This window comes from Caldicellulosiruptor hydrothermalis 108, assembly GCF_000166355.1.
Lineage (GTDB): Bacteria > Bacillota > Thermoanaerobacteria > Caldicellulosiruptorales > Caldicellulosiruptoraceae > Caldicellulosiruptor > Caldicellulosiruptor hydrothermalis.
Genome location: NC_014652.1, coordinates 1,017,978 through 1,032,583, shown reverse-complemented (window position 1 = coordinate 1,032,583; position 14,606 = coordinate 1,017,978). Strand labels below are relative to the sequence as shown.

Sequence of the window (14,606 nt, the reverse complement as noted above, 5' to 3'; positions counted from 1 at the left end):
GAGGTGAAGAATCATGATAAAATTTGGCACAGATGGCTGGAGAGCAGTGATAAGCAAAGATTACACCTTTGACAATGTAAAGATTGTTGCTCAGGCAATTGCTGATTATATCAAAGAAATTGCCGACAAAAGACCTGTTTTGGTAGGATATGACACAAGGTTTATGTCAGAAGAGTACGCTCGTCTTTGCGCAGGGGTTCTTGTTGCAAACGGCATAAAGACATATCTTACAAAAAAGCCAACACCAACACCTGTTGTATCATTTACTGTCAAGAACATGAATTTAGCAGGAGCTATAATGATTACAGCAAGCCACAATCCACCACAGTGGAATGGTATAAAGTTTAAAGGTGATTATGGAGGTTCTGCTCTTCCTTCTATCATTGCAGAAATAGAGAAGCATTTATATAAAAATGAAGTAAAATTTGCTGAGCCAGAAAGTAGTAATCTCTTTTCTTATATAGACCCTGACAAAGAGTATTTTGAACACATTGAAAAGCTTGTGGATTTAAATCTTATTGCAAAATCCAAGCCTTTTGCTATAATCGACCCAATGCACGGCGCAGGAGTTGGATATGTTAAAACCTTGTTAGAAAAATATGGAATCAAACACATCCAGATAAGAGATGAGCGAAACCCGTACTTTGGAGGAGTCAATCCAGAACCTATTTATAAAAACCTTGGAAAATTAATTGATACTGTTGTCCAAAACAAAGCAGACATTGGTCTTGCAACAGATGGAGATGCAGATAGAGTTGGCGCTGTTGATGAAAAAGGGGAGTTTATTGATTCACACAGAATATATGCCCTTCTTTTGCGACATTTGGTTGAAGTAAAAGGTTTAAGAGGCGGGGTTGTAAAAACATTTTCAACAACCAATATGGTTCCTATTTTGGCAAACAGGTACGGGCTCAAAATCTATGAAACACCGATTGGCTTTAAATATATCTGCGAACTTTTCTTAAAAGAAGACATTCTCATTGGTGGCGAAGAAAGCGGAGGTATTGGAATTAAAAATCATATACCTGAAAGAGATGGAATTTTGTGTAGCTTGCTGCTCCTTGAAATTATGGCATACCATCAAAAACCAATCAGTCAAATACTTGACGACCTTTTTAAGGAAATAGGTTATCACTACTATGACAGAGTTGACCTGCATTTGCCAAACGAAATCAAAGAAAAGACGTTGAAGATGATTTCCCAAAACACAGAGTTTGCAGGCAGAAAGATTAAAGAGATTCAAACATTAGACGGCTATAAATATATCTTTGAAGATGGCTCATGGATACTCTTCAGAGCATCTGGCACAGAACCAGTTTTGAGAGTTTACACAGAACAGTTTACCAAAGATGAGGTCAAAAGACTTTTAGATGAGGCTGTGAAGCTTATAGAGAAAATGAAATAAAAAGATTAATAATTGGGCAATTAGATTTAAATATGTAACACAATAGATACACCTATAATTTATGCACTCTGTATATTGCTTTTTTTTTTACAATTTATTATGTAAAATTATTGAACCATTAGATATTAAAACTTAAAGTCTATATTAAAAGGGAGGAGGGGAGTTTGATGAAAAAGCAACCTATTATTGTAGAGATGTTTGCAGGTTGTGATAGTATTTATTGAATCCTGTATATGCTTTGCCTTTCAACAGTATTGATGAAGGTAAAATAGGCTTAACTGGTTTTACTTTACTACGATGGATTAACAGGGGAAAAAAGGTTATATGTGAAGCAGCAAATATTATAGCTCACATAAAAGCTAATGGAGATATTACACCATGTGTTTTTTAGAGAAAAAGAATTTGTTGCAGGAAACATTTTGCAAAATGATTTTTTATCTATATGGAACCATTCCCCAGTCTTCAATCTCTTTAGAGAACTTTCCAATGACAATTGCCCCCTTTGTGTTCATTTTAGTACTTGTATGGGTGGTTGCAGGGCTCTTGCTTTTTATGTTAACAAAAATCTTAATGGTATTGACAGTCGATGCTGGCATAATTAATATGAATGGAGGAACAAATTGAAATGTTTAAGAAAAATGAATTTATCAATGTAAGGCAAGAAACTGAAGAAGAGTATATTTTCCTTAATACAAAAACAGGTGAAACTTTCTTACTAAATGATATAGGGTATATCATTTTTGAGTGTGCTCTCAAATCTAAGAGCATGTCTGAACTGGTAAAATATGTATGTCAAAAGACTAACGATGATATTAAAGCGGCTACTAAAACTATAGAAAACTTTATAAAAATTCTATTAGAGAAAAACATTCTAATTCAGGGAGATACTACAGAATGAAAAATAATAGAAATGCTATTAACTTGTTATGCTCTCAATTTATATCAGAGATTGGAAATTGGATTGATAGGGTTGCTTTACTTACATTAGTGTATAGTGTTAGTAAGTCAAATTTACAAATGTCCATTCTTTCTATTTTAATATTATTACCTGCAGTTATATTTGGTATTCCATTTGGAAAAATAATTGATTTATCAAACAAAAAAACAATTTTAGTATTTGGAGATATTTCGAGAGCTTTATTAGTAATTTTAGTGCCATATTTCACCAATTATGTGTTTTTGATTGTGTTTATTATATCTTCTATCACCGCTATTTATGAAAATACAAGAAATAGTATAATTCCAGAACTAATCACCAAAGAAGAAATACGTAAAATAAACAGTCTTAGTAGCTCATTAAATTCTATTATGATGGTTGTTGGTCCCTCAATAGGTGGGTTATTAACTTCTTATCTTAATTTGAAATATTGTTTTTTTATTGATTCATTTACTTTTCTTGTTTCTGCTATTTTTATTTGTCAAATTTCATACCACAAACACAAAAGCACAGAGAACCAAAACGAAAATATAAGATATTTGGAATTCTTAGAATATCTGAAATCTAATTTTATCATAAAAAGTTTAATAATTCTCAATGGTTTAATTGGTTTATTTGCAGGAATTCTGAACGGACTGTTAATTGTTTATGTGATTAACTATTTACATACTGATTCAAAAGGATATGGTTTTATTCTGACATCAAAAGGAATTGCAATGGTTATTACCTCGCTTTTTGTTTATAAATATATAAAAACAATAAAAAACGAAACTCTTCTTTTAACAGGAGTAATAGGTCTTGGAATTTCTATCGCTTTGTTTTCATTAAATAAGATTTTTGTATTTGCTCTTATCCTCTATTTTGCAAATGGAATATGTAATTCATTTTATGCTATTGCTCGAACTACTATAATCCAAGAAAATTGTAACAAGAAACTATTAGGAAGAGTTTTTAGCTTTAATTCAATAGTGGGAAATATTTCCTCAATTATTTCATTATTAATCGGAGGAATTATATCTAATACTATATCAGTTAAGATAATTTTCTTAACCAGCGGAATTAACATCACATTAATAGGAATGGTTTATTTTATTAATTTATCAAAAAACTATTATAAAATACTTCAGCACGGTAGATAAAATAATATAAATCTTTTTAAACAGCGAGGCTACACAAATAATTTGTAGCCTCGCAAAACTTTCATTCAAACTTTCTCAAAAACTGGCTATAAAACTTATACGTCATATAGACATCAACCTTGCTTGTTATTTCAAATGTTGAGTGCATAGATAAAACTGGAACGCCTGAGTCTATGACATTTATCATTTTTCTTGCGATAAACATAGCAATTGTACCGCCACCGCCTTGGTCAACTTTACCTAAAAGACCTGTCTGCCAGCAAATGTTATTTGAATTCAAAAAGTTTCTGATTTTGCCCACATACTCTGCTGTTGCTTCAGAACCACTGTATTTGCCTCTAACTCCTGTATACTTTTCAATGGTAACACCGTGACCAATTAACGTGGAATTGAGCTTATCATAAGCACCTTCATATGTGGGGTCAAGTGCTGCTGCAACATCACCCGAAATTGCTGCTGAGTTTTCAAAGCAAAGAGCCAAATCAAGGCTATTCTCGTACTCACCCAAAGCTTTCATTAGCTTTGCAACTGATATATCAAAAAAGCTTGCCTCAGCACTTGATATTCCTACACTTCCTATTTCCTCTTTGTCAACCAAGTAGACTATCGCAGCCTTTTCGGGAATTTCATCAATTGAGAATATAGCTTCTGCTGCCAAAAAACTGCACGCTCTGTCATCCTGACCATATGCGCCAATTAGGCTTCTGTCAAGTCCAACATCACGCGCTTTTGCAGCCGGCACAACCTCAATGTCAGCTGAAATAAGATCCTCTTCTGTAATACCATATTTTTCATTCAGAATTTTCAAGACATTAAGTTTTACTTTTTCTTTCACCTTCTCATCATTAAACGGCATACTTCCTATGAGCACATTCAAGTTTTCAGCGGGAATTGCCTCGCTTGCCTTTTTCTGAAGCTGATCAGAAGACAAGTGAACAAGAAGGTCTGTTATATAAAAAACAGGGTCATTTTCGTCTTCACCAATTGTAATCTTTACCTTAGAACCATCGCTTTTCACAATAACACCATGGATGCTAAGGGGCACATTTACCCAGTGATATTTTTTAATACCACCATAGTAGTGCGTCTTCAAAAGTGCAAGTTCGTTTGATTCATATAGTGGCTTTGGCTTTAAATCGAGTCGTGGAGAATCTATATGGCTACCTATCAGATTAAACCCTTCCTTTAAAGGCTTTTTGCCTATATGAGCAAGCAATATGCTTTTGTTATTGTTAATAAAATATACTTTATCACCTGGCTTTAATTCTTGGATATTATTGTTAAATTCTTTATATCCTTTTTCTTTAGCTCTTTCTATGAAATATTCAACAGCCTCTCTTTCTGTCTTTGCACAGTTCAAAAAGTGCTTATACTTTTCTGCCAAATCAAAAACAAAAGGCTTTTCTTCTTCTTTTAAAACTTCCCATGCATTTTTAGAAGTGTAGGATAATTTTTCATAAAGCTCTTGGCCGTAAGACTTCTCGCTCATTGTCTCTACCTCCAATATTTTAGTGTCGAAAATGCCCAGTTCCTATTTAAATATTTTTTTTAGCTTCATACAAACTATGATATCACAATCCTCTTTTTTTGGGTATTAATTTTAATATAAGAGTTTGAGATAAGATTTACTATTTATCATTCACCACTTTAGAAGATATTTCATAAAATTACTTGAGAAGAAAGGTGTGAAAGGCAGCACAAAATGAAAAACGCAAGAGAAATAATCAAATACATAGGACCGGGCCTTCTTGTCACAGTGGGATTTATCGACCCTGGAAACTGGGCATCAAACGTTGCTGCTGGCAGTAGCTTTGGTTTAAAGCTTTTGTGGGTAGTTTTACTATCAACCATAATTTTGATAGTGCTTCAGCACAACGCAGCTCATCTTGGCATTGCAACAGGTCTTTGCTTGGCTGAAGCAACTTCAATCTATCTTAATAAATCTCTTGCCACAGTTGCGCTTTCATCTGCCATGCTCGCAACAGTCTCAACTGCTATGGCAGAAATCTTAGGCGCGGCAATTGCCCTTGAGATGCTTTTTAAAATTCCTATTAAGCTTGGGTGTTTAATCATCCTGCCTTTTACTATATTTTTCTTATTTTCTAACTCATATAAAAAGGTTGAAAGGTGGATAATTGCGTTTGTGTCGCTGATAGGTCTTTCCTTTTTGATAGAGCTTTTTCTTGTGAAGGTCCCTGTAAAAGATGTGGTCTTTGGCTGGATAACTCCAAGCGTACCTTCTGGTTCATTGGTTGTGGTTCTTTCAATCCTTGGCGCGGTTGTCATGCCACACAATCTGTTTTTGCACTCTGAAATAATTCAGAGCAGGCAATGGAACACTCAAGACGAAAAGGTAATAAAACATCAGCTCAAATTTGAGTTTGTTGATACACTTTTTTCAATGTTTATAGGATTTTTAATTAACAGCAGCATGATTATAATAGCTCATGCAACCTTTTACACAAAAGGTATCCTTGTTGAATCGCTACCACAGGCTCAGCAGATGTTAAAACCCATTTTGGGAAGTTTCTCTGCAACAATTTTTGCATTCGCTTTATTGCTTTCTGGCATCTCCTCAAGCATCACAGCTGCATATACAGGTGGAACAATCATGGCAGGGTTTTATAGAAGACCTTACAACATAGAAGAGTTGCCAACTAAGATTGGAATTACCATTCCATTAGTTTTAGCATCCATTATCATACTTTTTATCTCCAACCCGTTCAAAGCTCTGATAATCTCACAGATGCTATTGAGTATGCAGCTACCAATCACAATCATTCTTCAAATTTATCTGACGTCATCCAAAAAAGTCATGGGTAAATTCGCAAACTCTTTAGTAGATAAGGTAATTCTTGGAATTGTGGCAGCTTTAGTAATAGGACTCGATGTTTTTTTACTTATCGCATCTTTATAAATAATAAAAGTGGGCAGATTAAAGTAAAAAACTTTTGGTCTGCCCACTTCTACTTTATTTTTTATTTCCTTGAAGAATAGTCACGAATGAAGTTTTCTATCGAACGGTCATACGTTCTCTCTGCCTCTTTTGAAAAATAGCAGGCAGGGAGCTGTCCATTTTTCCTGTGATAGTGCAAACACTCGCAGCATCTTCCTTTTCTTGAACACGGTTCATAAGTACATGTGCAGATTGAAAGGTTTTTTGAAAGTGTGCACTCCATATTACCCTTTTCCTCCTTTTTACTGAAGTTTTATCTTCTTCATTTTTTCTCCAAAAAAGATATATAAAAAATTCCCTTTTTCAATACTATTATCTTCTACAAACCTTTCGATGTCAAATTCAAATATGCAAGCTCTTGATCTTCTTATAATCTCTTTTGGTTCTCCGATATCTTGGTATTCTGTAGCTTGATATATTGCTTGTTTAATTCTTTCTTTTTCCTCTTTCGTCACTGCCAATTCCTCAGGCAAAAATTCTTCCGGAAACCTTCTTAGAATGTCAAATCTGAACAAGCTATCAAATACAGCCTTGTCTAAAACAAAATTATCTTTTATGACTCTGTAAAGTTCTTTTACAAACTCTCTTGTATTTAAATTGTTATCCACTTTGCTTGAGAGCTTTTCAAAAAATTCTGATGGAGAGACTATTTGAAAGATGTATCTTAAAGTAAAATAGAGGTACTGCCTGTTGTAAACTTTGTCTATTAAATCTTCTATCTTTTTAAGCTTATAAATCTCTTCAAAGCTAATAAAGCTATTTGAGATAACCTCATACGGTGGGTCTTTGAAAAATTCATAATTGTATTTAGTTGCTTCATTTCTTATCTTTGTTCCTTTTAACATCTTCAAAAACCCAAGCTGAACTTCATCGGCAAAATACAATATGGTCTTGTCAAGACTTCTTTTAAAACTCAAAAAATCTTCATATGGCAAGCCCGCTATTAAGTCAAGATGAACAATGGCCTTTTTGTTTTCCATAAGCTTTTTCAAGTTTTTATCAATTCTATCTATGTCAAAAAATCTATCTATTGCATCAAGAGTTTGTGGGTTGAAACTCTGAAGACCTATTTCAAGTCTGAAAAGGTCATCTTTAGAATTATTTATTGCACTGATAATGTCATTGTCTAAAAGTGTTGGGTCTATTTCAAAGTGCACTTGAGTAGCTTGAGACTTTTGTTTGCAAAACTCAATTATTCTAATTGCTCTTTCTTTGTTTGCGTTAAATGTCCTGTCAACAAACTTTATGAGTCTGACTTGCTTTTTAAAAAGATAGTCAAGCTCTTCAAAGACCTTTTCAAGGGGCGCAAATCGAACACCTTTTTCAATGGAAGAAAGACAATACGAACATCTAAAAGGGCAGCCTCTGCTGCTTTCATAATAATAGATTCTGCTGGTGTCTAATTTTTCATCTTTGTATGCAAAAGGAAGCTTACTCAAATCAAACGGAGGATATTCTTTTTGGGTATATTGCCTCCCAGCTGCAATATGCTCACACAAATCTAAAAAAGGGTACTCTCCTTCTCCTCTGATTATTGAGTCTACAAATTTCCACTCTTCAAGGCTGTCAAAATACACTTCTGGCCCGCCAAGAATTATTTTTATGCTTTTTTGCGCCTTTTTTAATCCTTCAACAAGCTTTTCAACATAGCTTCTGTTCCAGATATATGTTGAAATTGCAACATATTCAGGTTTTTTACTCAAAATTTCATAAAGTACATCTTGCAAAGGCTGATTAATATTAAACTCAATATACTCACATGGATAGTTTTCTTTGCACAGCTGATAAAGGTATCTTACTGCTAAATTTGTATGAACATACTTTGAGTTTATTGCAACAAGCAGTATCATAGCGATTTTCCTTTCTGATACTAAAAAACTTTTTATTGTTCCATTATTATATCACAGTTTTTATTTCAAAAGAGCAAAAAAAAATAAAAAGGCAGGCTTTCTCCTGCCTCTATTAGTTCAGATTTCCATGACTTAGATAAACAGATTCACACCTGCTTCGCTTGCCTCACCAAGGTATGTGGCAACACCGCCAATCTCAACACCATCAATTAACTCTTCTTTTTTTATTCCCATAACGTCCATGGACATTGAACAGGCAACCATCTTTATACCAAGCTCTTGCGCCTGTTTTATCATCTCAGGTAACATCATCACATTTTTCTTTTTCATCATATATTTCATAAGCTTTGGACCAATCCCTAAAAAGTTCATCTTGGAAAGCGGGAGTTTTTCAACCCCTTTTGGCATCATAGCACCGAACATTTTTTCTAAGAATGATTTTCCTTGTGCTTTCTTTTTCGCGTCTCTCAAAACGTTCAAACCCCAGAATGTAAAAAACATTGTGACCTCATCGCCCATTGCAGCAGCACCAGTTGCAATTACAAATGCTGCCATAACCTTGTCCATGTCGTTTGAAAACACAATGATTGTCTTTTTGTCTTCTCTCATAATCTTCTCACCCACTTTTAAGCCTTTTTAATCTTTGCCTGAATTACACCATTTTCTTCTTTGAGCTCCAAAAGCTCATTCTTTGTCTTTTTACACCAGCTCTCAACATCACGTTTGAACGCTGGGTCTGTCACTTCAATTGTTACAACATCTCCACTTTGTGCTTCCTTCATTTGTTTAAAAAGCTGGGTAATAGGTCCTGGACACTGAAGCCCTTTTGCATCAATAAAATATTCTGCCATCTTGATCGCACCTCCATAAATTTTTATTTTTACCTTTTATATTGTTACCCCATTTGCATGAGATTTATTTAACAAACTTCTGCAAAAAAATTTTTTAAAATCAGATTGTTAAAATAATAACATTTTTGAACACAAAAGCTTTTAAGCATTCAACAGGAGAAAAATAGATACCAACTTTACCTTTCAACTTAAAAATTTCATCATGATATTCAAAATTTTTTGAATCTGAGCCTTGTTCTCGACATCTGACAAGCACTTTTCAGCATGGCTTTCTATTATATAATATCCCACTTTTTCCAAAGCTTTCTTGACAGCAATTATCTGGAGCATAACCTCTTCACATTCTTTTTCTTCTTCCACCATTTTAATAATTCCTTCTATGTGCCCTTTGATATTTTTAAGTCTTGAAAGAACCTCTTCTTTCCTTTCATTTTCAGGCACCTCAGCGTCACCTACTCTTCAACAATCTTTATAGCTCCCTGCGGACAAAACTTCGTACATACGCCGCATCCTGTACACTTTTCTTTGTCAATTTCAATCTCTACATCAAAAAATCCTCTTACATTTCTTTTTATTGCACCAAACTTGCACGAACGCGAAGCAGGACAAAAGGGTGATCTGTCACACATGTTTTTGTCCAATACCGCTTTTCTCATTCTTCTGAATATTCTCCTTCCCCAGTAGCTTTTACCCCTATACCATGGGGGTGTATTGCATTTACAAGTATATTATAAAGCAAAAAATAAAAATAATCAAGCATAAAAATTGCAACCAAAATTTTATTTTTTAGGGGATAACATTTTTGGCTAAAATACGTTATAATTATATGGTGACAAATTCTTGGTATGGGAGGTTCTGCAATGAGAAAAAGTATAAAGATATGGCTGGCTGGATTTATTGTGATATTTGTTCTTTCAAACATTGTATTTGCCCAGACTATTGCCGTGACTCCAAAAGAGATTGACGGAAAAACCTACGTTGATATTGACTCTTTGAAAGACTTTTTAAACTTTGATTACACCAAAACGCAAAATAGCCTGATAATTCAGAAAAAAGACCTGTCCATAAGTGAGGTCATTGACAAGGTAAACAAGTCTGTTGTAGCAATCATTGGTGACAGCAAAAAGATAAAAGCAGACGACTTTTACTACAGCAAAATTCCAGCTGGGCTTTCTCATGGATCTGGTGTTGTAATAGACAAAAATGGACTGATTTTGACAAACAATCATGTTGTTGAAGATTTAAAACAGCCTTATGTTATCTTCTACGATGCCAAGGCTTACAAGGCAACTGTACTTTACAGTGACAAAGAAATTGACCTTGCAATTTTGAGAGTTAACCGAAGCAATCTTACCCCAATTGAAATTGAAAACCCAAAAAATATCTATGTGGGTCAGGAAGTTTTGGCAATAGGCACACCGCTTTTTTTAGGATGGCGAAATAGTGTCACAAAGGGAATAATAAGCGGACTTAATAGACCTGTAGATGAAGTCTATACATTTTTGCAAACAGATGCAAGCATCAATCCAGGCAACAGCGGCGGTCCACTTGTTAATATGCAGGGAAAACTTGTAGGGATAAATACTCTCGGTATTGACTACTGGCAGGGAATTAACTTTGCAATTCCTGCAGAGAATATACTTTATTTCCTTGACCACTACAAAAAGTTTGGTAGAATCAAAAGATGTTACTTAGGTCTTGAGTTTGAAGACAGTTGGCTATCTTATGTTGGGCTTCCGTCTAACCTCGGTCTTAAAATCATAGATGTAAAAGCCGACAGCCCTTTAAAAGAATTTGCTCAAGAAAATGATATACTTGTTGCAATTGACAGCTACCCTATCAATTCTATTGCAGAATACAATCAAACTCTTATGAAATATCTTCCTGGTGACAAGGTAAAGATAAAAATCAAAAGAAATGGCAAAATTCTTGAAAAAGAAGTTATTTTGAAAGAGTGGCCAACAAGCAAATAGTTAAAATATATGGAAAGGGTGATAGTTATATGTCAAGAAAGTTAAAAATAGCAATTTGTATTTTTACAATAGTTGCTTTCGTTCTCACATCTTCTATCTTCGCGCTTGCACAAGAAGACAGTGGCGTCATTGACTTTTATACAGTTTTTTCAAAAGACGACGTCAATAAGAACCGGGTTGGAAACAGTGTTTACAACTGGTCTATCTACATGCCACAGGATGCTTATATAAACAAAGACCCCAAAGGAAGCTATTTTTCAATGTCAAGCAATAGCTACAAGGCATCTATCAATATTGAGGCAATCTTAAATAAAGAAGGCTATACCTCCTTAGATGAGATTTTGCTGTATGGTCAAGACCTGATTTCAGGTTATTATTCTGGTTCAAAACTATATTCGCTCAAAAAAGGAAAGGACAAGCAAGGTCAAGAATATATTGAAGCCACAAGTGTTTATACCGACTCCTTTTATGTATTTGTTGACGAAGAAGAAAGTTCTGGCACTTTTAATCTCACGCGAATTTATTTGAGCAAAAATAAGAGATACAACTACATTTACAGACTTACGATTAGCATGGATTTAAATTTCTACTTACAACACAAAAATCTTCTATACAAGATGGCTGACTCTTTTGAAACAAACTTTGATAAAAACAACCCCAATATAAAAGATTTAGCAGACAACGTAACATCGTGGAGAGTTCACAAAAACACAAGTTATGGATGGCAGATTGACCTTCCACCTTACTGGAAATCTACAGACATTTATAATCTTGAGTACAATTCATCAACTCAATCATTTGCTCCACTTTACACAGATGAGGAGATGGGAATCTCAACCCAAAAACAGCAGGATACCTCAAGTATAATACCTTCAGATAGTCAGCAGGAATATGACGAATATCTTTCTGTCAGTTTTGTGACAAACTCGAATGTCAGTTTTGACAAATGGGTTTCTCAGGAAATAAAAAGTATTGAGCTTTACAATAAAGAACTTTTAAAAATCATCTCATACAAAAGTTTAAATATTGGAACAAGCAAAGCAAAAATTTATGAACTTAGAATCAGAAAAAGCCTTAACAAGACGTTTGTTGAAAAAAGACTTTATGTTGACTCAAACAATAATAAATATGTGGTAAGACTGTACGCTGCAGAAGAAAAATATAACAAAGATAAGCAAAAATATGAGAGGATAATAAATTCATTCAAAGTATTGCCAGCAAAAAGCAGATACTTTGATTCTATTCTTTGGTCTGGAGATTTGAAACCACAGAACAGTTTGAAAACCATAAAACTTAACAAAGCTCCATTTGAAATGAAGATTTCAAAGGATTATAAAACAAATATGCCATATTACTACTATAGCTACTTTAGTCAGATAATAGGATCCTCAATTCCATCTGCACAGGGTATTTCAGACATTGAAACAGTGATGCTTTACAATACTCCATACTCAATCTTGACAATAAATGGTGGAATAAACGTAGACCCTGCTGAAAAAATTATAAAAAACACTATGCAAGCATGGGTTGAAAGCAACGAATACAAGAGCAAAACTGTAAATATGAGCCTTTTAAAGTATGCTGACAAAAATCTTTCTATTTATAAGTTTACTTATGTCTATAACATTTCTAAGCTTTCAGAACTCGCAAAGGGAAATCCAAATAGAGACTTTAATTTTATGAATCTTCAGAACAGAATTATCTATATGATAAAATACAATCAATATTATTACACCATCGACCTGTCAATTCCTGTTTTGTATTATAATAGCTATACAGTTTCTGACTTTGAAAATTTTGTGAAAAGCATAAAGATAGACAAGATTGAGTTTTCAAAGCTGAATATAAAATTTGTAAAAGAGGATTTGGAAAAATTTAAGAAAAAAGAGGAATAAAACTATAAAGGGCTTGCCAAAAATACATATGCTTTTTCAGACGGCAAGCCCTTTTTTATTTACTTTTGTTTTAAACTCATTTTATCACAACTGAAAATAGAAATAAAGATATGTTTTTATCTTACCATTGTAAAGCTTCCTGTTTTTGTCTGCTTTCTTGCCAAATGCTTTTTCAATTTTCTCATATGCAGATAACACAAAAAAGCGCCAGTTATCAAATGTTTTAAGACATCTGCCAAAATCCCTATAAAGCTCAAATATATCCATATCGTCAATCCTCTCTCCATACGGTGGGTTTGTCACAATTATGCCTTTTTCTGATGGTTTTTTTATCTTTCTTGCATCTGCCCTGAAAAATCTTATGTCTTTGTCAACGCCAATCTCCTTTGCGTTTGCTCTTGCAATGTGTATCATATTCTCATCAATATCAGAAGATAGTACCTCAAACTTTTTTTGATAATCAATCCTCTCAATTGCCTCAAGCCTTGATTTTTTCCATTCCTGTTGTGAAATAAATCCATTTTTTTCAGCCAAAAAGGTCCTGTTAATACCGGGAGCTATGTTTCTGGCAATCATTGCTGCTTCAATTGCTATGGTTCCAGAACCACAAAATGGGTCCCAGAATACTTCTTCATCGTCTTGCCATTTGGCAAGCAGGATTAAAGTTGCTGCTATGTTTTCTTTCAAAGGCGCTTTAGAAATAAGTTTCCGATAACCTCTTTTGTGAAGAGAATCGCCTGTTGTGTCAAAAAGCAGATAAGCCCAGTCATTTATCATGGCGATTTCTATCTTGAAAAGCTGTCCAGTCTCTTCAAGCAAGTTTACATTGTATTTTGATTTTAGTTTTTCAACTATTGCTTTTTTAGTTATAGACTGGCACGCTCTTATACTAAACAGCTTGGACTTTTCTGTTCTGCCAGTTACCAAAATCTTTGCATCTTTTGGCAGTATTTCGTGCCAAGAGTAGCTGTACACTCCATCAAATAGTTCATCAAAAGTCTGAGCCTTGAACTTATTTAAGATAGCAAAAATTCTGTTTGGCGTTCTTAAATTTATATTGAGCTTGGGTATGTCTTCAAGCTCAGCTGACACAAAAATCCTTCCATTTTCAACTTTTAAATTTTTATATCCCAGCCTTACCAGCTCTTCCTTTGCAACCGACTCTGTACCTAAAGGTGTCGCAACAAAAAGCTCTATCACTTTTCATCATCCAATCTTGATTTTTGTTTAAGTCTTAAAAGCACAGTTTTATAACCGTCAGCTCCATAGTTTAGACACCTGTTTACTCTGCTAATTGTAGCAGGAGATGCCCCCGTTTTTTTTGTAATGTCACTGTATTTTGCACCCTCAAATAGAAGCTTTGCAACCTCAAATCTTTGAGAAAGCTCCTGAATCTCTCTTACTGTGCACAAATCTTCAAAAAAATTATAACATTCCTCTACTGTTCTCAGTTCAAGTATTGCTTCAAAAAGATGGTCTGTCATCTCATTCTTAAGTTTTTCATTCATATGCTTTATACACCTCTTTGTAACCCCGCTTACTCTGCTCTTCTTTAAGATTATATCACTTTAAATAATTGAAGTAAACAGGACAAAACAAA

The 14,606-nt window shown here is 34.1% G+C and carries 16 protein-coding genes; 7 read left to right on the top strand and 9 right to left on the bottom strand.

Annotated features, from left to right (window positions below):
* The first annotated feature begins 13 nt into the window (after positions 1-13).
* From CALHY_RS05020 to CALHY_RS05005, 4 genes are all read left to right on the top strand, one after another.
* On the top strand, positions 14-1,405 hold the full coding sequence (locus CALHY_RS05020) for a phosphoglucomutase/phosphomannomutase family protein (RefSeq protein ID WP_013402916.1): 1,392 nt from the start codon (positions 14-16) through the stop codon (positions 1,403-1,405).
* A gap of 362 nt (positions 1,406-1,767) precedes the next feature.
* A complete protein-coding gene (locus CALHY_RS05015) occupies positions 1,768-2,007 on the top strand; it encodes an SPASM domain-containing protein (RefSeq protein ID WP_083790231.1) in 240 nt (79 codons plus the stop codon).
* A gap of 23 nt (positions 2,008-2,030) precedes the next feature.
* The gene (locus tag CALHY_RS05010; RefSeq protein ID WP_013402914.1) at positions 2,031-2,303 is read left to right on the top strand and encodes a PqqD family protein; all 273 of its coding nucleotides are present in this window, start codon (positions 2,031-2,033) and stop codon (positions 2,301-2,303) included.
* Positions 2,300-3,481, top strand: a complete 1,182-nt coding sequence (locus tag CALHY_RS05005) for an MFS transporter (RefSeq protein ID WP_013402913.1) — start codon at positions 2,300-2,302, stop codon at positions 3,479-3,481. Before CALHY_RS05010 ends, CALHY_RS05005 begins: the two co-directional genes overlap by 4 nt.
* Before the next feature lie 61 nt (positions 3,482-3,542).
* On the opposite strand, the gene CALHY_RS05000 is transcribed toward CALHY_RS05005, so the two are convergent.
* Positions 3,543-4,970 (bottom strand): aminopeptidase, encoded by a 1,428-nt coding sequence (locus CALHY_RS05000; protein WP_013402912.1) that lies wholly within the window; start codon positions 4,968-4,970, stop codon positions 3,543-3,545.
* Positions 4,971-5,183: 213 nt separating this feature from the next.
* On the opposite strand from CALHY_RS05000, the gene CALHY_RS04995 reads away from it, so the two are divergent.
* Complete coding sequence (locus tag CALHY_RS04995; protein ID WP_013402911.1) at positions 5,184-6,398, top strand: Nramp family divalent metal transporter; 1,215 nt, start codon at positions 5,184-5,186, stop codon at positions 6,396-6,398.
* Between the two features lie 61 nt (positions 6,399-6,459).
* On the opposite strand, the gene CALHY_RS04990 is transcribed toward CALHY_RS04995, so the two are convergent.
* The 6 genes from CALHY_RS04990 to CALHY_RS04965 all read right to left on the bottom strand — a co-directional run bounded on the left by CALHY_RS04990 (position 6,460) and on the right by CALHY_RS04965 (position 9,794).
* Positions 6,460-6,660, bottom strand: coding sequence for a DUF6485 family protein (locus CALHY_RS04990; protein WP_013290141.1), 201 nt, complete (start codon positions 6,658-6,660; stop codon positions 6,460-6,462).
* A 19-nt stretch (positions 6,661-6,679) separates the two neighbouring features.
* Positions 6,680-8,287, bottom strand: coding sequence for a B12-binding domain-containing radical SAM protein (locus tag CALHY_RS04985; RefSeq protein ID WP_013402910.1), 1,608 nt, complete (start codon positions 8,285-8,287; stop codon positions 6,680-6,682).
* A 132-nt stretch (positions 8,288-8,419) separates the two neighbouring features.
* The gene (locus CALHY_RS04980) at positions 8,420-8,896 is read right to left on the bottom strand and encodes a DsrE/DsrF/DrsH-like family protein (protein WP_011917807.1); all 477 of its coding nucleotides are present in this window, start codon (positions 8,894-8,896) and stop codon (positions 8,420-8,422) included.
* Between the two features lie 17 nt (positions 8,897-8,913).
* Positions 8,914-9,138 (bottom strand): sulfurtransferase TusA family protein, encoded by a 225-nt coding sequence (locus tag CALHY_RS04975; protein ID WP_013432999.1) that lies wholly within the window; start codon positions 9,136-9,138, stop codon positions 8,914-8,916.
* Positions 9,139-9,321: 183 nt separating this feature from the next.
* On the bottom strand, positions 9,322-9,579 hold the full coding sequence (locus tag CALHY_RS04970; protein ID WP_013402909.1) for a metal-sensing transcriptional repressor: 258 nt from the start codon (positions 9,577-9,579) through the stop codon (positions 9,322-9,324).
* 11 nt (positions 9,580-9,590) lie between these two features.
* Positions 9,591-9,794: a 4Fe-4S binding protein gene (locus CALHY_RS04965; protein WP_013402908.1), complete on the bottom strand. Its 204-nt coding sequence runs from the start codon at positions 9,792-9,794 to the stop codon at positions 9,591-9,593.
* Positions 9,795-9,998: 204 nt separating this feature from the next.
* Here CALHY_RS04965 and CALHY_RS04960 point away from each other — a divergent pair, with 204 nt between their 5' ends.
* Positions 9,999-11,111: a S1C family serine protease gene (locus CALHY_RS04960; RefSeq protein ID WP_013402907.1), complete on the top strand. Its 1,113-nt coding sequence runs from the start codon at positions 9,999-10,001 to the stop codon at positions 11,109-11,111.
* Positions 11,112-11,140: 29 nt separating this feature from the next.
* Positions 11,141-13,006 carry a hypothetical protein gene (locus CALHY_RS04955; protein ID WP_013402906.1) on the top strand — a complete coding sequence of 622 codons (1,866 nt, stop codon included), beginning with the start codon at positions 11,141-11,143 and terminating at the stop codon, positions 13,004-13,006.
* 84 nt (positions 13,007-13,090) lie between these two features.
* Here CALHY_RS04955 and CALHY_RS04950 read toward each other — a convergent pair whose 3' ends face one another.
* Both CALHY_RS04950 and CALHY_RS04945 read right to left on the bottom strand, forming a co-directional pair.
* Positions 13,091-14,206, bottom strand: a complete 1,116-nt coding sequence (locus tag CALHY_RS04950) for a THUMP domain-containing class I SAM-dependent RNA methyltransferase (RefSeq protein WP_013402905.1) — start codon at positions 14,204-14,206, stop codon at positions 13,091-13,093.
* A complete protein-coding gene (locus CALHY_RS04945) occupies positions 14,203-14,514 on the bottom strand; it encodes a YerC/YecD family TrpR-related protein (RefSeq protein ID WP_013402904.1) in 312 nt (103 codons plus the stop codon). Before CALHY_RS04945 ends, CALHY_RS04950 begins: the two co-directional genes overlap by 4 nt.
* Between the last annotated feature and the right edge of the window lie 92 nt (positions 14,515-14,606).